27 protein-coding genes and 11 pseudogenes are annotated in these 20,588 nt (G+C 72.9%); 13 read left to right on the top strand and 25 right to left on the bottom strand.

The features are described from left to right. Nucleotides 1-7: 7 nt before the first annotated feature. The 23 genes and pseudogenes from G5V59_RS26455 to G5V59_RS26345 all read right to left on the bottom strand — a co-directional run bounded on the left by G5V59_RS26455 (nucleotide 8) and on the right by G5V59_RS26345 (nucleotide 14,748). Nucleotides 8-986: pseudogene (locus G5V59_RS26455) on the bottom strand (alpha-ketoacid dehydrogenase subunit beta). Nucleotides 987-990: 4 nt separating this feature from the next. Then, nucleotides 991-1,701 carry a thiamine pyrophosphate-dependent enzyme gene (locus tag G5V59_RS26450; RefSeq protein WP_278260075.1) on the bottom strand — a complete coding sequence of 237 codons (711 nt, stop codon included), beginning with the start codon at nucleotides 1,699-1,701 and terminating at the stop codon, nucleotides 991-993. Between the two features lie 545 nt (nucleotides 1,702-2,246). Then, entirely contained in the window at nucleotides 2,247-3,110 is an 864-nt protein-coding gene (locus G5V59_RS26445; RefSeq protein WP_278258487.1) for a hypothetical protein, read from the bottom strand. Next, nucleotides 3,032-3,709, bottom strand: a complete 678-nt coding sequence (locus G5V59_RS26440) for a hypothetical protein (protein WP_278258486.1) — start codon at nucleotides 3,707-3,709, stop codon at nucleotides 3,032-3,034. Before G5V59_RS26440 ends, G5V59_RS26445 begins: the two co-directional genes overlap by 79 nt. Beyond that, complete coding sequence (locus G5V59_RS26435) at nucleotides 3,639-4,034, bottom strand: DUF2510 domain-containing protein (RefSeq protein ID WP_278258485.1); 396 nt, start codon at nucleotides 4,032-4,034, stop codon at nucleotides 3,639-3,641. Before G5V59_RS26435 ends, G5V59_RS26440 begins: the two co-directional genes overlap by 71 nt. 109 nt (nucleotides 4,035-4,143) lie before the next feature. Further along, nucleotides 4,144-4,977: pseudogene (locus G5V59_RS26430) on the bottom strand (putative zinc-binding metallopeptidase); the annotation flags it as partial. Between the two features lie 110 nt (nucleotides 4,978-5,087). Further along, nucleotides 5,088-5,204: a putative zinc-binding metallopeptidase gene (locus G5V59_RS26425; RefSeq protein WP_278260073.1), complete on the bottom strand. Its 117-nt coding sequence runs from the start codon at nucleotides 5,202-5,204 to the stop codon at nucleotides 5,088-5,090. Nucleotides 5,205-5,325: 121 nt separating this feature from the next. Next, a pseudogene (locus G5V59_RS26420) lies at nucleotides 5,326-5,574 on the bottom strand (zinc-ribbon domain-containing protein); the annotation flags it as partial. Nucleotides 5,575-5,688: 114 nt separating this feature from the next. Then, nucleotides 5,689-6,108, bottom strand: a complete 420-nt coding sequence (locus G5V59_RS26415; RefSeq protein WP_278260072.1) for a transglutaminase family protein — start codon at nucleotides 6,106-6,108, stop codon at nucleotides 5,689-5,691. Between the two features lie 298 nt (nucleotides 6,109-6,406). Further along, nucleotides 6,407-7,015: pseudogene (locus tag G5V59_RS26410) on the bottom strand (alpha-E domain-containing protein); the annotation flags it as partial. A 79-nt stretch (nucleotides 7,016-7,094) separates the two neighbouring features. Then, nucleotides 7,095-7,478 (bottom strand): annotated as a pseudogene (locus G5V59_RS26405) (alpha-E domain-containing protein); the annotation flags it as partial. A gap of 86 nt (nucleotides 7,479-7,564) precedes the next feature. Further along, a complete protein-coding gene (locus G5V59_RS26400) occupies nucleotides 7,565-8,128 on the bottom strand; it encodes a circularly permuted type 2 ATP-grasp protein (RefSeq protein ID WP_278258484.1) in 564 nt (187 codons plus the stop codon). After that, entirely contained in the window at nucleotides 8,125-8,994 is an 870-nt protein-coding gene (locus G5V59_RS26395; RefSeq protein ID WP_278258483.1) for a circularly permuted type 2 ATP-grasp protein, read from the bottom strand. Before G5V59_RS26395 ends, G5V59_RS26400 begins: the two co-directional genes overlap by 4 nt. A gap of 45 nt (nucleotides 8,995-9,039) precedes the next feature. After that, nucleotides 9,040-9,558: a transglutaminase family protein gene (locus G5V59_RS26390; RefSeq protein WP_278258482.1), complete on the bottom strand. Its 519-nt coding sequence runs from the start codon at nucleotides 9,556-9,558 to the stop codon at nucleotides 9,040-9,042. Beyond that, entirely contained in the window at nucleotides 9,471-10,004 is a 534-nt protein-coding gene (locus G5V59_RS26385; protein WP_278258481.1) for a transglutaminase family protein, read from the bottom strand. Before G5V59_RS26385 ends, G5V59_RS26390 begins: the two co-directional genes overlap by 88 nt. Before the next feature lie 9 nt (nucleotides 10,005-10,013). Further along, complete coding sequence (locus tag G5V59_RS26380) at nucleotides 10,014-10,937, bottom strand: transglutaminase family protein (protein ID WP_278260071.1); 924 nt, start codon at nucleotides 10,935-10,937, stop codon at nucleotides 10,014-10,016. After that, on the bottom strand, nucleotides 10,906-11,412 hold the full coding sequence (locus tag G5V59_RS26375) for a transglutaminase family protein (protein WP_278260070.1): 507 nt from the start codon (nucleotides 11,410-11,412) through the stop codon (nucleotides 10,906-10,908). Before G5V59_RS26375 ends, G5V59_RS26380 begins: the two co-directional genes overlap by 32 nt. Nucleotides 11,413-11,459: 47 nt before the next feature. Continuing rightward, on the bottom strand, nucleotides 11,460-11,828 hold the full coding sequence (locus G5V59_RS26370; RefSeq protein ID WP_278260069.1) for a transglutaminase family protein: 369 nt from the start codon (nucleotides 11,826-11,828) through the stop codon (nucleotides 11,460-11,462). Nucleotides 11,829-12,136: 308 nt separating this feature from the next. Beyond that, nucleotides 12,137-12,322: pseudogene (locus G5V59_RS26365) on the bottom strand (transglutaminase N-terminal domain-containing protein); the annotation flags it as partial. 45 nt (nucleotides 12,323-12,367) lie between these two features. Beyond that, complete coding sequence (locus G5V59_RS26360) at nucleotides 12,368-12,655, bottom strand: hypothetical protein (protein WP_278258480.1); 288 nt, start codon at nucleotides 12,653-12,655, stop codon at nucleotides 12,368-12,370. After that, nucleotides 12,652-13,362, bottom strand: a complete 711-nt coding sequence (locus G5V59_RS26355) for a hypothetical protein (RefSeq protein ID WP_278258479.1) — start codon at nucleotides 13,360-13,362, stop codon at nucleotides 12,652-12,654. Before G5V59_RS26355 ends, G5V59_RS26360 begins: the two co-directional genes overlap by 4 nt. After that, a complete protein-coding gene (locus tag G5V59_RS26350; RefSeq protein WP_278258478.1) occupies nucleotides 13,359-13,784 on the bottom strand; it encodes a hypothetical protein in 426 nt (141 codons plus the stop codon). Before G5V59_RS26350 ends, G5V59_RS26355 begins: the two co-directional genes overlap by 4 nt. A 22-nt stretch (nucleotides 13,785-13,806) precedes the next feature. Then, entirely contained in the window at nucleotides 13,807-14,748 is a 942-nt protein-coding gene (locus tag G5V59_RS26345; RefSeq protein ID WP_278258477.1) for a hypothetical protein, read from the bottom strand. Between the two features lie 85 nt (nucleotides 14,749-14,833). On the opposite strand from G5V59_RS26345, the gene G5V59_RS26340 reads away from it, so the two are divergent. The 9 genes and pseudogenes from G5V59_RS26340 (at nucleotide 14,834) to G5V59_RS37775 (ending at nucleotide 17,381) form a co-directional block, all read left to right on the top strand. Next, nucleotides 14,834-15,028 (top strand): hypothetical protein, encoded by a 195-nt coding sequence (locus G5V59_RS26340; protein ID WP_278258476.1) that lies wholly within the window; start codon nucleotides 14,834-14,836, stop codon nucleotides 15,026-15,028. A 2-nt stretch (nucleotides 15,029-15,030) separates the two neighbouring features. Beyond that, nucleotides 15,031-15,303 carry a hypothetical protein gene (locus G5V59_RS26335; protein ID WP_278258475.1) on the top strand — a complete coding sequence of 91 codons (273 nt, stop codon included), beginning with the start codon at nucleotides 15,031-15,033 and terminating at the stop codon, nucleotides 15,301-15,303. Between the two features lie 23 nt (nucleotides 15,304-15,326). Next, complete coding sequence (locus G5V59_RS26330) at nucleotides 15,327-15,746, top strand: hypothetical protein (protein ID WP_278258474.1); 420 nt, start codon at nucleotides 15,327-15,329, stop codon at nucleotides 15,744-15,746. Beyond that, nucleotides 15,743-15,964 (top strand): phage holin family protein, encoded by a 222-nt coding sequence (locus G5V59_RS26325; protein ID WP_278258473.1) that lies wholly within the window; start codon nucleotides 15,743-15,745, stop codon nucleotides 15,962-15,964. Before G5V59_RS26330 ends, G5V59_RS26325 begins: the two co-directional genes overlap by 4 nt. Next, complete coding sequence (locus tag G5V59_RS26320; protein ID WP_278258472.1) at nucleotides 15,964-16,464, top strand: low molecular weight protein-tyrosine-phosphatase; 501 nt, start codon at nucleotides 15,964-15,966, stop codon at nucleotides 16,462-16,464. Before G5V59_RS26325 ends, G5V59_RS26320 begins: the two co-directional genes overlap by 1 nt. Before the next feature lie 58 nt (nucleotides 16,465-16,522). Then, nucleotides 16,523-16,696: pseudogene (locus tag G5V59_RS37790) on the top strand (3-hydroxyacyl-CoA dehydrogenase NAD-binding domain-containing protein); the annotation flags it as partial. Between the two features lie 82 nt (nucleotides 16,697-16,778). After that, nucleotides 16,779-16,997 (top strand): 3-hydroxyacyl-CoA dehydrogenase NAD-binding domain-containing protein, encoded by a 219-nt coding sequence (locus G5V59_RS37785; RefSeq protein ID WP_341351042.1) that lies wholly within the window; start codon nucleotides 16,779-16,781, stop codon nucleotides 16,995-16,997. Then, nucleotides 16,997-17,239: pseudogene (locus G5V59_RS37780) on the top strand (3-hydroxyacyl-CoA dehydrogenase family protein); the annotation flags it as partial. The gene G5V59_RS37785 and the pseudogene G5V59_RS37780, both read left to right, overlap by 1 nt. 82 nt (nucleotides 17,240-17,321) lie before the next feature. Next, entirely contained in the window at nucleotides 17,322-17,381 is a 60-nt protein-coding gene (locus tag G5V59_RS37775) for a hypothetical protein (RefSeq protein WP_341351315.1), read from the top strand. Here G5V59_RS37775 and G5V59_RS26310 read toward each other — a convergent pair. Beyond that, nucleotides 17,372-17,761: a MarR family transcriptional regulator gene (locus G5V59_RS26310; RefSeq protein ID WP_278258471.1), complete on the bottom strand. Its 390-nt coding sequence runs from the start codon at nucleotides 17,759-17,761 to the stop codon at nucleotides 17,372-17,374. The two genes, G5V59_RS37775 and G5V59_RS26310, sit on opposite strands and share 10 nt — an antisense overlap. Next, the gene (locus tag G5V59_RS26305; protein WP_278258470.1) at nucleotides 17,761-17,883 is read right to left on the bottom strand and encodes a hypothetical protein; all 123 of its coding nucleotides are present in this window, start codon (nucleotides 17,881-17,883) and stop codon (nucleotides 17,761-17,763) included. Before G5V59_RS26305 ends, G5V59_RS26310 begins: the two co-directional genes overlap by 1 nt. An 88-nt stretch (nucleotides 17,884-17,971) precedes the next feature. Between G5V59_RS26305 and G5V59_RS26300 the strand changes: the two genes are divergently transcribed. The 4 genes and pseudogenes from G5V59_RS26300 to G5V59_RS26285 all read left to right on the top strand — a co-directional run. Then, entirely contained in the window at nucleotides 17,972-18,520 is a 549-nt protein-coding gene (locus G5V59_RS26300; RefSeq protein WP_278258469.1) for a cobalamin-dependent protein, read from the top strand. A 141-nt stretch (nucleotides 18,521-18,661) separates the two neighbouring features. Beyond that, nucleotides 18,662-20,173 (top strand): annotated as a pseudogene (locus tag G5V59_RS26295) (methylmalonyl-CoA mutase family protein); the annotation flags it as partial. Nucleotides 20,174-20,279: 106 nt separating this feature from the next. Next, nucleotides 20,280-20,390, top strand: a pseudogene (locus G5V59_RS26290) (hypothetical protein); the annotation flags it as partial. A 103-nt stretch (nucleotides 20,391-20,493) separates the two neighbouring features. Further along, nucleotides 20,494-20,577 (top strand): annotated as a pseudogene (locus G5V59_RS26285) (hypothetical protein); the annotation flags it as partial. Nucleotides 20,578-20,588 lie beyond the last annotated feature (11 nt).

Here is a 20,588-nt window from a genome sequence, read left to right as displayed (position 1 = left end):
GGCCTCCTCAGTAGCCGAACGTGCGGTCGACGGCGTCCAGCACCCGGTCCAGGTCGGGCAACCAGGCCTCCTCGATCCGGGCCGGCGGGTACGGCGTGTCGTAGCCGCCCACGCGCAGCACCGGCGCCTCGAGGGAGTGGAAGCACTCCTCGGTGACCCGGGCGGCGACCTCGGCACCCACTCCGAGGGTCACGTGCGCCTCGTGCACGACCACGAGACGACCGGTGCGTCGTACCGACTCCACGACCGGCACCAGGTCCAGCGGCGAGAGGGTGCGCAGGTCGATCACCTCGACCGAGCGGCCCTCGTCGGCGGCCACGGAGGCCGCGTCCAGGCAGGTGGAGACCGTGGGGCCGTAGGCGACCAGCGTGGCATCGGCGCCGGGGCGGACCACGCGGGACTGCCACAGGGGGGCGGGCGCGGCGTCCTCGTCGACCTCGCCCTTCGCGGAGTGGTACAGCCGCTTGGGCTCCAGGAAGACGACCGGGTCGTCGCTGGCGATCGCCTGCTGGAGCATGGCGTAGGCGTCGGCGGGGTTCGAGCAGGCGACCACCTTGAGCCCGGGGGTGTGGACGAACTGCGCCTCGGGCGACTCGCTGTGGTGCTCGACCGCACCGATGCCGCCACCGAACGGGATGCGGATCACCATCGGCACCTTGATCCGGCCCTGGCTGCGGAAGTGCAGGCTTGGCGACCTGGCACACGATCTGGTCGTAGGCGGGGTAGACGAAGCCGTCGAACTGGATCTCCACCACCGGCCGGTAGCCACGCATCGCCAGGCCCACGGCGGTGCCGACGATGCCGGACTCCGCGAGCGGGGTGTCGATCACCCGGTCCTCGCCGAAGTCCTTCTGCAGGCCGTCGGTGATCCGGAAGACGCCGCCGAGCGTGCCGACGTCCTCCCCCATCACGAGCACCTTGTCGTCGGCCTCCATCGCCCTGCGCAGCCCGGCGTTGAGCGCCTTGGCCATCGTCATGGTGGTCATGCCGTCACCTCCTCGAAGGAGGCCACGTGGGCGTCGTAGGCGGCCTGCTGGGCGGCGAGCTCCGCGGTCTGCTCGGCGTGGACCAGCCCGAAGATGTCGCGAGGCTGCGGATCGGGCAGGGCGTGGCACTCGCGGCGCATCCGCTCGCCGAGGCTCGTCGGCCTCCGCCGCGACGCTCTCGACGAAGCCGTCCTCGACCAGGCCGTTGCGGCGCAGGTAGACCTCCACCCGCGCGATCGGGTCCTTGAGCCTTCCAGTGCTCGACGTCGTCGCTGAGCCGGTAGCGGGTCGGGTCGTCGGTCGTGGTGTGGGCACCCATCCGGTAGGTGTAGGCCTCGACGAAGGTCGGCCCCTGGCCCTCCCGGGCGCGTTGCAGCGCGGCCTGCATGACGGCGTACGTCGCGAGCACGTCGTTGCCGTCGACCCGGACGCCGGGGAAGCCGAAGCCGTGCGCCCGACGGTAGAGCGGGATCCGGGACTGACGCTCGAAGGGCTCCGAGATCGCCCACTGGTTGTTCTGGCAGAAGAACACCACCGGCGCGTTGTACGACGCGGCGAACACGAACGCCTCGTTGACGTCGCCCTGCGAGGAGGCCCCGTCGCCGAAGTGCGCGACGACCGCCGTGTCCCGCTCGGGGTCGCCGGTGCCGACGGCGCCGTCGCGCTGCACGCCCATGGCGTAGCCGGTCGCGTGCAGGGTCTGCGCACCGATCACGATCGTGTAGAGCCCGAAGTTGTTCTCGTTCGGGTCCCAGCCGCCCTGGTCGACGCCGCGGAACAGCCCGAGCAGGCTGGACCGGGTCCACCCCGCGGCACCAGGCGACGCCGTGCTCGCGGTAGGTCGGGAAGACGAAGTCCTGGGGCCGCAGCGCGCGTCCGGCGCCGATCTGGGCGGCCTCCTGGCCGAGCAGGCTGGGCCCACAGGCCGAGCCTCGCCGTGGCGCTGCAGGGCGGTGGCCTCGATGTCGAGGCGGCGCACGAGCACCATGTCGCGGTAGAACCCGCGCAGGCTGCTCGGCGGAGAAGTCGAGGTCGAAGCCGGGAGGGTGGACCCGCTCGCCCTCGGGCGTCAGGAGCCTGCACGAGCTCCGGGTCAGCGGTCTGCTCCGGGGCCGGTCCGAAAACGGGGTCCGTCATCACCACTCCTTGCGGCCACGCCGGCGGGATCACCGCGACGCGAGTCGGGGTCGTCGTGCCCCGGACCTGGCACAGGGGTGGCGTGCCTGTGACCCGGGCCACACATCACCGCCACGATACTCGCTAGGGGGTGGCGTCGAAGCGCTCCCGCGCGGGCCACAGGGAGCCGGCGAGCAGCACGACGCCGGCCGGGATCGCGAGCAGGAAGGCCCGCGCCCACGGGGTCAGCGAGCCGAGGACGGCGTCGAGCATGATCCGCACCAGCGGCTGGTCGCCGACCTCGGCGCGGTCCACGAGCAGGTCGGTCACCGGGTCCACCGCGAGCAGCACCAGCCCCGCACCGAGGGCCAGGCCGAGCAGCGCGAGTCCCGCGGTGCGCAGCCGGCCGCGCCACCCCGAGGCGACCAGCACCGCGAGCAGGACCAGGCCGAGCCACAGCGGCGGCAGCCAGCGGGAGGCGCCGTGCGTGGCCCGGTACACCGGACCGCCCTCCGCGACCTTCGCCCGCTCCACCACGCGCACCTCCAGCGGCAGCCTCGGCAGCAGGGCGACGGGGATGCCGCGCTCCTCCAGGCTCAGGAGCACCTGCGCGAGCAGCGGAGCCGCGTCCACCGTGATGGAGCCGGAGGTGTCGGCGTCGGGGTCCTTGAGGACCGCGAGAACCTGGCGGTGGACGTCCTCGTTGGCGGTGCGCCAGAACTCCGGGAAGTCCGGGCTGTCCACGACCTTCCGCGCGGCGGCGTCCGCCCAGTCGGTGACGGCGGCGGGAAGCCCGACCGGGATCCGCTCCTGCAGCGCCTTCACCGCGCCCGCCGCGGCGGCGTCCGCCATCACCTGCCGCACGCCGGGGTCGTCGGCGAGCGGGGCGACCGTGTCGACGTACTCCCGCCGGTCGTCGACGCGCGCGCTCACCCAGGTGCTCGCGACGGCGAGCGGGGCGAGCACGGTCGCGACGACGACCAGCACGAAGACCGAGAAGGAGCGCACGGGACTACTCGCCGGTGGTGTCGTCGACCTTCCAGTCGCCGTCCTCCTTGACGAGCCTTCACCGTGCCGTCCTGCGACTCCTCGTCGTCGTCACCACCGCAGTCGTCGAGGATCTTCTTGTCGCCGGTGAACTTCGAGGTCGAGCTTGAAGTCGACATCGGCCTTGTCGCCGGTCTCGTCGGTCTTCTTGATCTCGACGTTGTAGTCGATGTCGTCCTGGATGTCCTTGAACGTCGAGTCGCAGGAGCCGTCGAGCCTTCTCGTCGAGCCTGGTCGTCGAACTCCTTCTGCTGCTTGTCGGCGTAGGCGTCGCAGTCCTTGACGTCGGCGCCGTCGAGGAGCCTCCTTCTGGGAGTCCTTCGACAGCAGGCTCGCACTGCGCGCTGTAGTCGGGGTCCACGAAGTTCTGCGCCTCGAGGTAGTCCTTCGCGACGTTCTCCGGGCTGCCGCCACCGACCACCTTGAGCAGCACGATGCCGGCGATGAGCGCGATGATGACCACCGCGGCGATGCCGCCGATGATCGCGATCAGGCTTTGCCCTTGCCCTTGCCGCCACCGCTGGGACCGGGCTGGCCGTAGCCGCCGAACCCGCCGCCACCGCCCTGGCCGTAACCGCCCTGGCCGTAGCCCGGCTGCTGGCCGTAGGGCTGCTGGCCGTAGGGCTGCTGCGGCTGGCCTGCCGGCGGGCCCCACTGCTGCGGCGGCTGCTGCGGCTGCTGGGGCTGCTGCTGGCCGTGGTCGGCGGCGCGGTTGGGCGCGACCACGGTCTGGTCACCCGGGCCGGGCGCGGCCGGCGGCTGCGGCGCGGCAGGCGTGCCCGGCTGGGTGTGCTCGGTCCACTGCGTGCCGTCCCACCAGCGCTGGCCACCCTGGCCGTCGGGATACCAACCGGGAGGGGTGGTGGGCTGGTTCGGGTCCGACATGAGCACTCCTTGCGCGCGTCGCCGAGCGGATCGTCCGCTCTCGATGGTGCGCCATCATGCCATCCGCAAACCTCAGCCCGCGTCGACTCCCGCGACCTGCCAGCCGTCGTCACCCTCGTCGAGCAGCACCGTGCCGCGGTCCACCGGCTCGCCGCCCTGCCACAGCGCGTCGAAGCCGGCCCGGTCCGCACCGTGGTACCGCAGGGCCACCACGTAGGTCACCCGCGCCTTGCCGCCGTCGTCCTCGGCGGTCCTCACGGTGACCTCGATGTCGGTGTCGGCGGCGTACCTCGCGAACCCGGTCTCGCTCGCGGTCCGCTTCTCCTCGGCCGCGAAGGCCGCGCAGTCCGCGTACGCCCGGCCCTCGTAGAGGAAGTGCTGCCACTGCTCCGAGGCCAGGCTCGCACTCGGTGCGCGCGTCTCCGTCCCACTGCGCCCGCAGGTAGTCCTCCGCGACGTCGTCGGGGCCGGGTCCGCGCAGCGCGAGGACCAAGCCGGTGACTCCCGCGGCGACGGCAAGCACGACGACCGCCACCACCACGAGCGTCGTACGACGCCGCGGAGGCATCATCCCTCGTCGGCCAGGCTCGCGACGAAGTCGAGCCTTGTCCAGGACCGGGGCCGGGATCACGAACGGATAGACGTCTTCCTTGCCCATCGAGCGGTTGATCTGGTTGAGCGCCACCGACAGCGGCACCCACACGGCGCGGACCAGGTCACGGAAGACGCTGAACGCGCGGACGTCCACGGTCGCCAGTCCGTAGGCGGCGGCCGTCTCGCAGGTGTCGCTGATGTGCAGGTAGTGCGCGAAGGTCTCCGCGAAGTCCTCGAAGGGGTGCATGGTCGCGTAGGTCGTGATGAACGACGCCTCCCACCCCTCCGGCGGCCCCTCGGCGTAGTGGCGGTCGATCTCGGCCTGGTAGTCGGTGGTCTCGTCGCCGAACAAACTCGCGGCAGCGGGCCAGCCGCTCGGGGTGCTCCTCGGTGACCAGCCGCATCTGGAAGAAGTGCCCCACCTCGTGGCGCAGGTGCCCGAGCAGGGTGCGGTAGGGCTCACCGAGTCTGCTGGCGGATCCGCTCGCGGCGGGCGTCGTCGGACTCGGCGAGGTCGATGGTGATCACGCCGTCGGCGTGGCCGATCACGACGTTCTCCTCGACGCTGGAGAGCATGTCGAAGACCAGCCCGTCGAGCGAGAGGCCGAGCCCGTCGAGGCTCCACCACGAGGTGCCGCTTGGCGGACTCCGCGGCGGGCGGCTGGGACAGGCCCTCGGCGTCGTCGTCCGCGGGCCGGGTGCGGGTCAGGTCGCAGGCGGCGCACTGCCCGCCCTCGACCGGGGCCAGCCAGGTGCAGCCGGAGAGGTTGAGGTTGCGGCACACGTGCCAGACCAGACCGGCGTGGTCGACGTACCGGCCGCCGGAGTCGAGGGGCACGATGTCCCGCTCGGCCCGGGAGAAGCCGAGCGCGGTACCGCAGGACACGCACAGGGAGTTGTCGAAGAAGAGGGGGCTGTCACAGACCCGGCAGGAGAAGGCGCGCACCCCATCAGCGTAGGCGTGAGGGGGACGGACGGGCGTGGCACCACCCCCGAGGTCCCACGCCCGTCCACCCCCAGCATGCCAAAGGCGCGCACGTGCCGCGCACGGACGGGTGCCTCAGATCGGTGCGACGTCGACCGACACCGCGAGCCGGGACGTGGTCGCCTCGGTGAAGATCACGCCCTTGAGCGGGGGTACGTCGCCGTAGTCGCGCCCCCACGCCACCGTGACGTAGCGGTCGTTCTGCCACTGGTCGTTGGTCGGGTCGAGGGCGAGCCACTCCTCGCCGCCCAGCCACACCGCGACCCACGCGTGCGAGGCGTCCGCGCCGACGACCCGCTCCTTGCCGGGCGGCGGCTCGGTGGCGAGGTAGCCGCTGACGTAACGCGCCGCCAGCCCGTGCGCGCGCAGGGCGGACAGGGTGAGGTGCGCGAAGTCCTGGCACACCCCGGCCCGCTGGGCGAGGATCTGCGACACCGTCGAGGTGACCGTGGTCGCGGCCGGGTCGTACTCGAAGTCCGCGTGGATGCGGTGCATCAGGTCCGTCACCGCCTCGCCGACCGGCCGGCCGGGCAGCAGCGACGCCGCGGCGTAGTCGCGGGCGCCGCCGTGCGCCGGCACCGCCGCGCTCGGCAGCGCGAAGTCGGTGGCCTGCCACGCACCGACCGCGTCCGGGTCGGCGAGCGGACGCACCGACTCCCAGGGCCGTGCCGCGGCGCCCTGGTCCACCAGCGGCGGGACGACGTCGACCTCGCCGCCGCCGACCACGACCAGGCTCGTTGTGCGGCGTGGTCACCTGGAAGTAGGTCACCGTGTTGCCGTAGTAGTCCGCGTCCTGGCTCAGGTCCCCGGGCTCCGGGGTGATCGCGACGTCGTAGCCGCTGACCTGCTGCCACGGCAGGACGCGCGGGACGAGGTGGCCGATCCCGAGGCTGTCGGTCACGTCGTCGTCGTAGGTGTACGTCGTGCGGTGCTCCACGCGGTAGCGGGTCATGCCGTCACCTCGACGGCCGTCAGCACGCCGAAGGTGCGCGGGCGCGGGCCGGTGGCGAAGTGCAGGTCCCGGATCGCCTCGGCCAGCCGCTGGAGCCTGCGCGGTCACGTCGTCGAGGAGGCCCACCAGGTGCGGCCGGTCCACGCCGCCGATGGCCGCCAGTGCGGAGATGTCGGCGCCCTCGACCTGGGCGATCAGGTCGTCGAGCAGCCGCTCGGGCCGGGTGGAGCCGGTCGAGGCGACCTGCGCGGCGAGGTGCTCGCGCAGGCGGTGCAGGCTGAACACCAGCGAGCGCGGGTTCTCGGGGTCGATCAGCAGCAGGTCGAGCACACCGGCCGGGCGGACGTAGTCGCGGTAACGGCGCCGGTGCGTCACCGAGCTCTCTGCCGCGGTGAGGACAGCCGCCAGCACCTCCCGGTCGACGTCGAAGCCGCGCCGCTCGGTGATCATCCGGAGCAGGTGGCACAGCCTGGAGCCCGCGCTCGACGTACCGTCCGGCGGCGGCCATGTGCCAGCCTGCGTCCCGGATCATGCTGGCCGTCACGCCCTGCAGCGCGAGCACCGCGGTGAGCATCCGGCCGGCGGACTCGGCCACCTGGTGGCTGTGGTGCGAGGCCTCGAGGACGGCGGTCGCCCGGTCCACCGAGCCCATCGCCCGCCACGCGTCGGCCGACATCTGGTCGCGCACGCCGGTGAGCGCGTCACGCAGCCCGGCCAGGGAGTGCGCGGCCGAGCCGGTCCGCTCCTCGTCCAGCAACACCGAGCGGAGGTCGAGGTCGTCGTCGTCGAGCGCCTGCCCGGCGAGCCGGTGCACGGCCGACATCAGCACCTCCGGTTCACCCCGCCGGTGGTCCGCGGCCGGGCGCGGTAGTCGGCGACGAGCACGTGCGCGGCGAGCACCAGGGCGGAGCATGTCCTCGGCGCGCTCGGCGTAGCGGCCGAACCAGAACAGGTCGTCCAGCACGCGCGGCACCGTCGCCGGCAGCGAGCGGACCGCCGTCATCGGCAGCACCTCGGTGAGCCCCTGGTCCGGCTGCCCGGTCTCCTCCTTGAGGACCCACACGTCCTTGCTGGCGACCGTGCGGTCGCCGTCGCGGGCGGTGGCGAGCCCGCCCAGCAGGGGCCGGTACGCCGAGCCGTAGCGCAGCGTGAACGTCCGCAGCGACGAACTCGGCCGGCTTGGCCGTGCGCCCGCGCCAGGTGGGCGACTGCGACAGGCGCATCCGCTGCTGGCCGACGAAGGCGTGCGGGCGGGCGCGCACGGTGAGCCGGATCCGCTCGGGAGAGGCACCGGCGAGGGTCGAGTCGGAGCCGTCGATCGAGCGCACCACGAGACTCGTCGAGGTGGCTCAGCACGTGCTCGAGGCCCGCCGGGTCGCCGCACCACCAGGTCGGCACCGACGGCAGCCGCAGGGGCTCGCCGAGCAGGTGCTCGCACGCGGCCGGGAGGAAGGGCAGCAGGCCGGGGTTCTCCAGCACGCCCGCGCCGAGCCCGTTGACGACGCGGACCCGGCCGCGTCGTACGGCCTCGGCGAGACCGGCGACGCCCAGGCTGGCTGTCACCGCGCAGGCTCCAGCGGGTCGCTCCAGGCGGCGTCCACCCGCCGCAGGATCACGTCGACGCGCTCCAGGCGCTGCGGGGTCTTCATCAGCACCCAGCCGTCGCGCACGGTCAGGTCGCTGCCCTGCACCAGCGGGAAGCCCAGGTTGCTCGCGATCGCCGCCTGGTCGTAGTGCGTCTCGGAGTGCAGCCCCGGGCTCAGCACGACGACGCGCGGGTCCGGCAGGTCACCGCTCGCCGACTGGAGCAGTGCCGAGCGCAGCGCCCACAGGTACGGCGCCATCCGGTGCGAGTCCGCCTCGCGGTAGAGCTCGGGCATGACCCGGCTCAGCACCCGCCGGTTCTCCAGCGCGTAGCCCAGCCCGGACGGCGCCTGGGTCCGGTCGCCGAGCACCCGCCAGGTGCCGTCGGCGTCGCGGCCCAGGTCGGTCGCGGAGAGCACCAGCGGTCGCGGGTCTGCCGTCGAGGCACGCGCCACCACCCGGGTGAAGCCGCGGTGGCCGAGCACGACGGCCGGCGGCACGATCCCGCGCGCGAGCAGGGTCTGCGGGCCGTAGAGGTCGGCGAGCAGGGCGTTGAGCAGACTCGGCGCGCTGCGCGAGGCCGACCTCGAGGTGCTTCCAGGACGCCGCGTCCACGACGAGGGGCACCGGGTCCAGCCGCCAGCGGGCGGGACGCTCGCCGGGCCGGGAGTAGGTGACGCCGTCGTCCTCGAGGAAGCGGGCGATCTCCTCGGCCACGCGACGCATGTCCTCGGCGTCGATCCGGGTGGCGACCTCGGCGAGCCGCTTCCACGGCGGGCGCAGCGACCCGTCCGGGCCGACCACCTCGTCGTACCGGCCGGGCTCGTCGACTCCCCCCTCGCCACCGAGCGTCGGCTGGGTCAGCCCGGCGGCGTAGTCGCGCAGGACGGTCACGGGGCGCCTCGCGGGACCCGGCGCAGGTCGAGGGTGTGCGGGTACTCCTCCGAGGCGACCGCGCGCGCGAGCCGCCGGAGCCCGGCCACCTCGATCGGGCCGGCGGTGTGCCGGCGCGGCTCGAAGCGCGCGGCCCGCCGGGCCTCGGCCTCCTGGGCGTTGACCGGCGGGGAGTCGTAGCTGCGGCCACCCGGGTGCACGACGTGGTACGTCGCACCGCCGAGGCTCACCCCGGCGTCGAGGTCGACCACGTCGAGGACCAGCGGCGAGTCCACCGGGATCGAGGGGTGCAGCGCCGACCACGGCTGCCATGCCCGGTAGCGGACGCCGGCGTAGTGGGCGTCCGCGGCGGGCGAGGTCGCGGTCAGGGGCACGGGGACACCCTGGCACGTGACGAGGTGCCGCTCGGGGTCGATCCCGGTGACGCTCACCTGGACGCGCTCGACCGAGGAGTCGACGTACCGGGCGGTGCCGGTGCCGGTCGCCTCTTCACCGAGGACGTGCCACGGCTCCACGCCCTGGCGCGCTCCAGGCCGATGCCGCCGGAGACCTCGGCGGCGCCGATCCGCGGGAAGCGGAACTCCGTGAACGGCGCGAACCACGCCGGGTCCAGGTCGATCCCCGCGGCCGCGAGGTCCGCGGTCACGGCGGCGATGTCCGCGGCGGCACCGTGCGGCAGCAGGTGGTCCTCGTGCAGCCGGGTCCCCCAGCGCACCAGCGGCGCGCTCGACGGGTCGATCGGGTGCTCCCAGAACATCGCCACCAGGCTGCGCACGAGCAGCGCCTGCACCAGCGCCATCTGCGGGTGCGGCGGCATCTCGAAGCCGCGCAGACCCAGCAGCCCGAGCCGCCCGCGGGTGGAGTCGGGGCTGTAGAGCCTTGTCGATGCACAGGCTCCGCACGGTGGGTGTTGCCGGTCAGGTCGGTGAGCAGGTGCCGCAGCGCCCGGTCGACCAGCCACGGCCGCGGCTCACCGCCCGCCGCGAGCCGGGCCACCTCGGCGCAGGCGATCTCCATCTCGTAGACCGCCTCGGGCCGGCCCTCGTCGAAGCGCGGTGCCTGGCTGGTCGGGCCGATGAAGCGGCCGGAGAAGAGGTACGACAGCGCGGGATGCCGCTGCCAGTAGGTGATCAGGCTGACCAGCAGGTCCGGCCGGCGCAGCAGCGGGCTGTCGGCGGGCTGCCGGCCGCCGAGAGTGAGGTGGTTGCCGCCACCGGTGCCGGTGTGCAGCCCGTCGAGGTCGAACTTCTCCGTCGACCAGCTTGCGCCCGGCGGGCCTCGGAGTAGAGCGTCGTGGTGAGGTCGCGCAGGCTCGGCCCAGGAGCCGCTCGGCTGCACGTTGACCTCGACCACGCCGGGGTCCGGTGTCACCGAGAGCCTGGGTGAGCCGCGGGTCGGGCGGCGGCGGGTATCCCTCGAGGACGACGGTGGTGCCGGTCGCGGCGGCCGCGGTCTCGACGAGGTGGAGCAGGTCGGCGTAGTCCTCGAAGCGGGTGGTGGGCGGCAGGAAGACGTGGACGTTGCCCTCGCGCGTCTCGAACGCCAGCGCCGTGCGGTCGGACTTCTCGGGGTCGGCGAGAGCCACCGCCGGAAGGCCGGCGACGTGCCCGTCGGTCGCCTCCAGGTACGACGGCTGGGCCGGCGCCTCCGGGTCGCGCCAGGCGATCGAGGACAGCGGCAGCCGCAGCCCCACCGCGCTGGTGCCGGGCGTGAGCACGACCCGCCCGCGGCGCAGCGCCCACACCGGGCTGGTCCAGCCCTCCTCCCCGGTCGTCAGCGGCAGCACCCAGCCGGTCGGCTCGGTCACGCCGGCGTCGAGCCGGGCGACGAGGTCGAGGTCGGGCTCCACCTCGCCGGGTCGCTCACCCTGCGGCCGGGCGACGTCCTCGGCCAGGGCGGCGAACGGGTCCTCGAAGGCGCCGCGCAGGCTGGTCCGCGGGCAGGCCGAGCAACCGCGTCACCTCGGCGCCCAGGGCCTGCGCGGCAGCAGGCGTCACCTCACCGGCCGCCCACGGGTCGGCCAGCAGGGCGGGGTCGGACCACAGCGGCACGCCGTCCCCGCGCCACTGCAGCGCGATCGACCAGCGCGGCAGTGGCTCGCCCGGGTACCACTTGCCCTGCCCGCGGTGCACCACCCCGCCGCTGGCGTACCGCTCGCGCAGCCGCGCGGCGAGGACGCTCGCCAGCCGGCGCTTCTCCGGGCCGTCGGCGTCGGTGCTCCACTCCGGGGTCGAGGAGTCGGCCAGGGACACGAAGGTCGGCTCGCCACCCATCGTCAGCCGGACGTCGCCGGCCTCCAGCCGGGCGTCCACGGCCGCGCCGAGGGCGTCGATCCGCGCCCACTGCGCGTCGGTGTACGGCGCGGTCACCCGCGGGTCCTCGTGCACCCGGGTCACCGTGTTGTGGAAGGAGAAGGTCACCTCGACCGGCTCGGTCGCCCCCTCGATCGGAGCCGCGGAGCCTGGGGTGCGGCGTCGCCGACAGCGGGATGTGGCCCTCGCCGGCAAAGAGCGCGCTCGTCGGGTCCATCCCCACCCAGCCCGCACCGGGCAGGAAGACCTCCGCCCAGGCATGCAGGTCGGTGAAGTCCTCGGTGGGCCCGGCGGGCCCGTCCAGCCCCTCGTTCGCGAAGGCGTCCGGCGCGAGCCTGGACCAGGTAGCCCGACACGAAGCGGGCGGCCAGCCCGTACTGCCGCAGCAGGCTGACCAGCAGCCACGCCGAGTCGCGACAGGACCCGATCCCGCTGGCCAGGGTGTGGTCCGGGGTCTGCACACCGGGCTCCATCCGCACCGAGTAGGCCACGTCGTGGTGCACCGCGGTGTTGAGGTCGGCGAGGAACTGCACCGTCGGCACCCCGCCCGGCGGCAGGCTCCGGGAGCCGGCGGCGCCAGGCGTCGGCCGCCCCGGAGTCCCCCACCGGGCGCAGGTACGGCGCGAGGTCGGCCGCGAGCCTGCTCGTCGTAGGCGAAGGGGAAGGTCTCCGCGTGCTCCTCGACGAAGAAGTCGAACGGGTTGACGACCATCAGGTCAGCGACCAGGCCGACCGTGATGTCGAGGGTGCGGACCGGCTCGGGGAACACCAACCGGGCCAGCCAGTTGCCGAACGGGTCCTGCTGCCAGTTCACGAAGTGCCCGGCCGGCTCGACCTCCAGGGAGTAGGCCTCGATCGGTGTGCGGCAGTGCGGGGCGGGTCGCAGGCGCACCACGTGCGGGCCGACCGCCACGGGGCGGGCGAACTCGTACGTCGTACGGTGCTCCAGCGCGACCTTGATGGACATGTGCTCACCCTAGGCAAGGCTCCGGCACGACAGGTTTCGCCGAGGTCACGCAGCCCCGGTCAGTCGATGTCGCTGATGAGCCACCGTCCGCCGGCCTGGGTCAGCGTCACGGTCGGTTCTGTCGTCCTTCCCGGCGTAGGTGAGTCTGATCGGGACCGTCGCCGTGGAGCCCTTCACGGAGGCCTTGCCGACGGTGTACTTGGCCTTGCTGCCGAAGTCCGAGGGCAGGTCGGAGGTGGTGCAGCGCCCCTCGGACTTGAGGTACGCCGGGGTGACCAGGTCCTCCGCGGTCGCGCAGTCGCCCGCCAGGGCCGAGGAGAGGAAGGCCGTCACGACGGCGCTCGGCTCGTTGGCGACCGCGCTCGCGGTGCTCGTCCCGCTCGGGCTCGGCGTACCGGTGGACGGCAGGTCGGTCGAGGAGCCTGCTGGGGCCGGTCGGCGTCGGGCTCGCGCCGTCGCCCTCGGCGTACGACGCGACGCGCCACTCGCCGTCGACCTGCTGCAGCACGAACTCGTAGTCGCTGCTGCCCGCCGAGCCTGGTGAAGGTGACCGGCACGGTGGCCTCGGAGCCGTCGACCTGCGCGTCGCCGACCTCGGCGTCCACGTCCTCGGTCGAGAGCAGCCGGAACTCCGCCGCCGAGCACGGGTCCGCCGCCGCGGCGGCAGCGGTCAGGTAGGTCTTCGCCTGGTCGCAGTCCCCTTCCTCGGCCGCGTCGACGAGGCTCTTCACGACCTCGTCGGGTGCCGCACCGGAGGCGGCCGTCGAGGGGTCGTCTCCGGCCTTGTCGTCGTCGCCGTCGTCGCTGCCGGTCAGCAGCAGGACGAGTCCCACGATCACGCCGACCAGGGCGAGCACGCCGACGACGCCGAGCACGATCCACAGGGTGTTGCCCTTGCGCGGCGGCGGTCCCGGCGGCGGGAAGCCCGGCGGGAAGCCCGGGGGCGGACCCTGCGGCGGACCCTGCGGCGGCAGTCCGGGTGGCGGACCCTGCGGCAGGCCGGGCGGGGGCGGGAAGGACGGCGGGTTCGGCGTGCTCACGGGTTCATCTGCTCCAGGAAGTCGGTGGCCCAGGACTGCCAGCCCTCGGGGTCGGTCGGGAACTGGGACGGCAGGCTGCTGGCGAAGTTCGACGGCAGGCCCGAGGGCAGCCGCGAGCGCAGGCTCGCTCGGCAGGCTCCGTCGGCAGGCTCGGTCGGGAAGTCGGACGGGTTGATCGTCGGGATGTCCAACGAGGAGGGAGGCGCGGCCGTCGTCGAGGTGGTCGTCGACGACGGGGCGCCCGCACCGGTGTCCTTCTCCGGCTCGTCGCCCCTGCCGAGCACGACGACCAGGCCGACCACCACGACGGCGGCGAGCACCAGGGCGCCCAGCACGCCGATCGCGATCCGCAGTCCCTTGCCGCCGCCGACCTCGAGGGTCTGCAGCGGGCGGGTGGGGGGCGGGTCTTCGGGAGCGGACACCGTCTCTCCTGGGGGCGCGACGTCAGGACTGGCCCCACCGTAGCGGGATCAGGCGGCAGCCTCCCCGCTCGACAGCACGTCGCCGCCCGTCACCACCTCGAGGTCGCGGCCCAGGGTGATGTCGAGCGGGTTGGTGAGGCAGCGGATCGAGCCGCCCCCGAGGTGGAACTCCGAGACGTCCACCAGCACCACGTCGAAGCCGAGGGTGTCCAGCCAGTTGCGGACCCGGCGCGGGCACTCGGGCATCACCACGGTGCGCCCGACGACCACGGAGTTCGCGCACCAGCCTGCCGATCGCCTCCTCCTCGCTGAGCACGACCGGCTGCGGCACCAGGTCGAGCAGCATCGCCGCGGAGGCCTCGTCGAAGGCCGCCGGGCAGACCAGGGCGTGGTCCTCGTCGAGCGGGCAGAAGGCGAGGTCGAGGTGGTACATCCCCGGGTGCGTGATCCGCACCCCGCGCACCACCACGCCCAGGTCGTGGGCGAGCCTGCTTGAGGGCGAGACTCGTCGGTGCGCGGACCGTGCCCGACCACCAGGCTCGCCGCGGAACGGGAAGGCGTCGCCGGCCTCGAAGTGCGCGCCGATCCCGTCCCGGCCGACGTACGACGCCGCGAAGCCGTGGGACTCGAACCACGCGCGCGCCGCCGGCGTCTCCACCCGTCGTTGCGGGAAGCGCATGTGCGACATCACCACCGAGCGGCGGCCCGGGCCGCTCCAGTCCGGGCGGAGCGCGACCAGGCCGAGGTTCATCGCGTAGACCATGTCGGGCGCCTGCGGCAGCGCCGGGATCTCCTCCACCTCGGCGCCGAGCGCGCGCAGCGTGCCGGCCAGCGTCTGCCACTGGTCCCGGGCGCGGACCGGGTCGGGCTGCACGGCCGGGTCCATGTACGGGTTGATCGCGTAGTCGATCCGGTACGCCGCCGGGTCCACCATCGCGTAGTGCCGGCCCCATTCGAGCGTCATCCGCCGCCCTCCCACCCCTCGGAATCATTGTCAGACAATCTGACAAGAGTCACAGGATAGCGGCCGGACCGGCAGAATGGGGCGCATGTCGGCCCTCCCCGCTCCCCGCCAGGCCTTCGCCTCGTTGAGCGTCGAGCACGCCTCGACCGTCTCCCGGGTGGCCGCGGAGCCTGCGCCGGGCCGTGTTCGAGGGCGAGCCTGGAGAGCGGTACGCCGCTGCGCGAGATCGCCCTCGCCGAGTCCCTCGGCGTCTCGCGGCCCACCGTCCGCGAGGCCCTGACCGTGCTGGTCGGCGAGGGCCTGGCGATCCGCGAGCCCAACCGCGGGGTGTCCGTGGTGACCCCGCGGGCGGACTCGGTGCGCGACGTGTGCCGGGCCCGCTGGGTGCTGGAGGGGGCCGGGGTCCAGGCCTGGACGGCCGCCGACGGCGGGCGCCGTCAGCGGGTGCGGGACACCCTGGAGGCCTACACCGAGGCGGTGCGCGGCGGCGTGGCGTCGTACGAGGAGCCTGAACGAGCGGCACCTCGCCTTCCACGTCTCCCTGGTGGAGCCTGACCGGCAGCCCGCGGCTGGTGCAGATGGCCGAGGCGCTGATGGACGAGCTCAGGCTGGCCCTGGCCCAGGTCGACCGGCTCAGCCGCAACGCCCACGACGAGGCCGAGTCGCACGAGGGCCTGGTCGAGCCTGCTCGAGGCCGGGCACATCGACGGACCGGACGGCGCGTACGCCTTCCTGCGCCGCCACATCGACGAGGCCGAGGTCGAGGTCATCGAGGCCCTCGGCCTGGAATGAGCCTCCGGCGAGCCTGGAATGATGGCGCCATGATCGCCTTCCTCACCCGCTGGGGCATCACCGCCGCCGCGCTCGCCCTCGCCGCCCAGCCTGCTCGACGGGATCTGGTTCGAGGGCGCCACCGAGGGCAGCGCCGAGGCTCTCCGACAAGATCGTCCCGCTGCTGGTCGTCGCGCTCATCTCGTGCGCGATCACGGCCTGGGTGAAGCCGGTCCTGACCATCCTGTCGATCCCCTTCATCCTGGTGACCCTCGGGCTCTTCCTGATCGTGCTCAATGCGCTGCTGCTGCGCTTCACCGCCTGGATCGCCGACGGCGTCGACCTCGGGTTCCACGTCAACGGCTTCTGGCCGGCGTTCTGGGGCTCGATCATCATCAGCGTCACCACCTGGATCCTCGACGCGATCGTGGGCGTGGACGACTGATGCTGCCGGCCCCGCGCACGCCGGGTCGCTACCGGATCGCCCTGGTCTGCCTCGGCAACATCTGCCGCTCCCCGATGGCGCACGTCGTCCTCGCCGCCCGGGTCGCCGACGCCGGGCTCGACGACCGGGTCGCCGTCGTCAGCGCGGGCACCGGCGACTGGCACGTCGGCGGCCCGATGGACCGTCGCGCGGCGGCCCTCCTCACCGCCGAGGGGTACGACGCGAGCCGCCACCGGGCGCAGCAGGTGCTCCCGTCCTGGCTGGAGGAGCACGACCTCGTGCTCGCCATGGACGCCGACAACCTGCGCGACCTCCGCGCCCTCGCCTCGGCGGAGCCGGACCCGGAGCGGCTGCGGCGCTTCCGCGACCTCGACCCGGACGGGCCGGGCGACGTACCGGACCCCTACTACGGGGGCGACGACGGCTTCCGCGACGTGCTCGCGATGGTCGAGCGCACCGCCGAGGCGATCGTCGAGGAGGTGGCCGCGCTCGTCCCCTGACACCGGAGGCGTAGATTGCTAGGACGTCCTAGCAATTCACGTCTGGAGGGAGACGGTCATGACGGACATCGAGCGCGTAGGGGTGGTGGGCGGCGGCCTGATGGGAGCGGGCATCGCCGAGGTCAGCGCCCGCGCCGGCAAGGACGTCGTGGTGGTGGAGTCCTCCGCCGCGGCCGTCGACGCCGCACGCAACCGGCTGGAGAGCTCGCTCAAGCGCGCCGAGAGCCGGGGCAAGATCGAGTCCGCGGACGCCGTGCTGGCGCGGGTGCGGGTGGTCGAGGACCTCACCGAGTCTCGCCGACCGCCGACTCGTCGTGGAGGCCATCGTCGAGGACGAGCAGGCCAAGACCGACCTCTTCCGCCGTCTCGACGAGGTGGTCACCTCCCCCGACGCGATCCTCGCGTCCAACACCTCCTCGATCCCGATCATGAAGGCTCGCGGTCGTCACCAGCCGGCCCAGCCACGTGCTCGGCGTGCACTTCTTCAACCCGGTCCCGGTGCTCTCGCTCGTCGAGTCTGGTGCCCTCGCTGATGACCGACGCGGAGACCACCGAGCGCGCCCGCGCCTACGTCCAGGAGGACCTCGGCAAGCACGCCATCGACTGCCAGGACCGCGCCGGCTTCGTCGTCAACGCCCTGCTGATCCCCTTCATCCTCTCCGCGATCCGGATGCTGGAGTCCGGCTTCGCCACCGCCGAGGACATCGACGAGGGCTTGGTCCGCGGCGCCGCCCACCCCCAGGGCCCGCTCGCCCTCGCCGACCTGATCGGCCTCGACACCACCAAGGCCGTCGCCGAGTCCCTCTACGAGGAGTTCAAGGGAGCCGCTGTACGCCGCCCCGCCCCTCCTCGCCCGGATGGTCGAGGCCGGCCTGCTGGGCCGCAAGACCGGGCGCGGCTTCTACACCTACGGCTGATCCGGGAAGTCGCCGGACGCCCGCCGCACCTTCCGCAGCAGGTCGTAGGCGTCGCCCTGTTGCCCGTCGTCCAGGCCGGTGATCGCGAAGTCGATCGCGCTCACCGCCTTGGTCGCCTTGCGGACCGTCGAGCGGCCGGAGGGCGTCAGCCGGGCGAGGGTACGACGCCGGTCGTCCTCGTCCGGGACCCGCTCCACGAAGCCCTGGGCCTCCAGCCGGTCGATGGCGCTGGTGACCGAGGTGGGGTGGACCATCAGCCGCTCGCCGATCTTGCTCAGCGGCAGCGAGCCGCGCTTGCTGAACAGCAGCAGCACCAGCACCTCGTAGCGGGAGAAGGTCAGCCCGAACGGCTTCAGGGCGCCGTCGAGGGCGCTCATCATCAGGCTGCTGGACGCGCATCACCGAGGTCGCCAGGCGCATCGAGGTGGCGTCGCCGAAGTGCTCCTCCCACAGGCTCGCCCGCCCGGTCGATCGGGTCGAAGGGCAGGCGGGGCGCGGGCATGCGCCCGACCCTAAGGCATCACGCCCACTTCACAGATTTAGTAGGACGTCCTACTATCGGAAGTCCGAACACTTTGGAGGCCTCCCGCATGCCCGACTCCGCCCTGCACGTTCCGCAGCACCCCGTCCGCCTGGTGACCGCGTCCAGCCTGTTCGACGGCCACGACGCCTCGATCAACATCATGCGCCGGATCTTCCAGAGCCAGGGCTGCGAGGTCGTGCACCTGGGCCACAACCGGTCGGTGGCCGAGGTGGTGGAGGCCGCGATCGAGGAGGACGTGCAGGGGATCGCCGTGTCGTCGTACCAGGGCGGGCACGTGGAGTACTTCGAGTACCTCGTCGAGTTCGCTGCGCCAGCGCGGTGCCGAGCACATCAAGGTCGTCGGCGGGGGCGGCGGCGTGATCGTGCACGACGAGATCGACCGGCTGCGCGCCTCCGGCGTCACCATCTTCTCCCCCGAGGACGGCCAGCGCCTCGGCCTGCCCGGCATGGTCAACACGGTCGTCGCCGAGTGCGACACCGACCTGTGGGAGACCGCGGCCGTCACGCCCGAGCAGGTCATCGCCGGCGACCGTACGGCGCTCGCCCGGGCCATCACCGGTGCCGAGACTCGGCCGCCTCGACGAGGCCTTCCTGACCCGGGTCCGCGGCGCGCACGAGGGCCGCCGGGTCCCCGCCCTCGGCATCACCGGCACCGGCGGCTCCGGCAAGTCCAGCCTCACCGACGAGTCTGGTACGACGCCTGCGGATCGACCAGCAGGACAAGATCCGGGTCGCGGTGATCGCCGTCGACCCGACCCGGCGCAAGGGCGGCGGAGCACTGCTCGGCGACCGGATCCGGATGAACAGCCTCGACCTCACCGGGCACGGCCTGGACCGCGACCGGGTCTACTTCCGCAGCCTCGCCACCCGCGGCGCGCACGAGGTCCCCGAGCACCTGACCGACGTGCTCGACGTCGTCAAGGCCGCCGGCTTCGACCTCGTCGTCGTGGAGACGCCCGGCATCGGGCAGGGCGACGCGGCGATCGTGCCCTTCGTCGACACCTCGCTCTACGTCATGACGCCGGAGTTCGGCGCCGCCTCGCAGGCTGGAGAAGATCGACATGCTCGACTTCGCCGACGCGGTCGCGATCAACAAGTTCGAGCGCCGCGGCGCCGCCGACGCGCTGCGCGACGTGGGCCGCCAGATGGTGCGCAACCGCGAGGCGTTCGGCAAGCAGCCCAGCGACATGCCGGTGTTCGGCACGTCGGCCGCGACCTTCGACGACGACGGCGTCACCGCGCTCTACCAGCACCTGCGCGGCCTCCTCGTCCCGCAGGGCCTCCCGGCGAGCGAGGGCCTGCTCGCCCCGGCCGAGGGCAAGTTCTCCACCCGGATCCAGCAGGTGCTCCCCGCCGACCGGGTGCGCTACCTCGCCGAGATCACCGAGACCGTTCGCGGCTACCACGCCGCCACCGAGGAGCCTGGTCGCCAAGGCCCGCCGCGCGCAGCGCTTCGCCGCCGTCGCCGACGAGACTCGGCGAGATCGAGGACCTGGCAGCGGCCGCCGCACGGGCCAACGACGACCTCCCGCTCGACCTGCGCGACGAGACTCGCCGCGTGGCCCGGCGTCGTCGCGTCGTACGACGAGGACACGGCCAGCAACGGCCGCGAGTCCCTGTCCGGCAACCGCGTCCCCCGCGTCGCCGTGCCCCGCTTCGAGGACCACGGCGAGACTGGTCCGCTTCTGGCGCCGGGAGAACCTGCCCGGCAAGTTCCCCTTCACCGCCGGGGTGTTCCCGTTCAAGCGTGCCGACGAGGACCCGGCCCGGATGTTCGCCGGCGAGGGCGACCCGTTCCGCACCAACAAGCGCTTCAAGTTTGCTCTCCGAGGGCCAGCCCGCCACCCGGCTGTCCACGGCCTTCGACTCGGTCACCCTCTACGGCCGCGACCCCGACGAGCGCCCCGACATCTACGGCAAGGTCGGCACGTCCGGCGTCTCGGTCGCGACGTTGGAGGACATGAAGGCGCTCTACGACGGCTTCGACCTGCTCTCGCCGACCACCTCGGTCTCGATGACCATCAACGGCCCGGCCCCGACGGTGCTTGCGTTCTACCTCAACACCGTCATGGACCAGGCCCGCGAGCGCGGCATCGACCCCTACGAGGCGATCAGGACGGTGCGCGGCACGGTGCAGGCCGACATCCTCAAGGAGGACCAGGGCCAGAACACCTGCCTGTTCTCCACCGAGTTCTCGCTGCGCTGCATGGCCGACATCCAGGAGTGGTTCATCCAGCAGCAGGTGCGGAACTTCTACTCGGTCTCCATCTCCGGCTACCACATCGCCGAGGCCGGGGCGAACCCCATCAGCCAGGCTCGCGTTCACCCTCGCCAACGGCTTCACCTACGTCGAGTCCTACCTCGCGCGCGGCATGGACATCGACGACTTCGCCCCCAACCTGTCGTTCTTCTTCTCCAACGGCATGGACCCGGAGTACTCCGTGATCGGCCGCGTCGCCCGCCGGATCTGGGCGGTCGCGATGAGGGACAGGTACGGCGCCAACGAGCGCTCGCAGAAGGCTGAAGTACCACGTGCAGACCTCCGGTCGCTCCCTGCACGCGCAGGAGATGGACTTCAACGACATCCGCACCACGCTGCAGGCGCTGATCGCGATCTACGACAACGCCAACTCGCTGCACACCAACGCCTACGACGAGGCGGT

Source organism: Nocardioides convexus, from assembly GCF_011090295.1.
The sequence above is the reverse complement of the archived record's forward strand: the minus strand, read 5'-3'. Positions and strand labels throughout refer to the sequence as shown.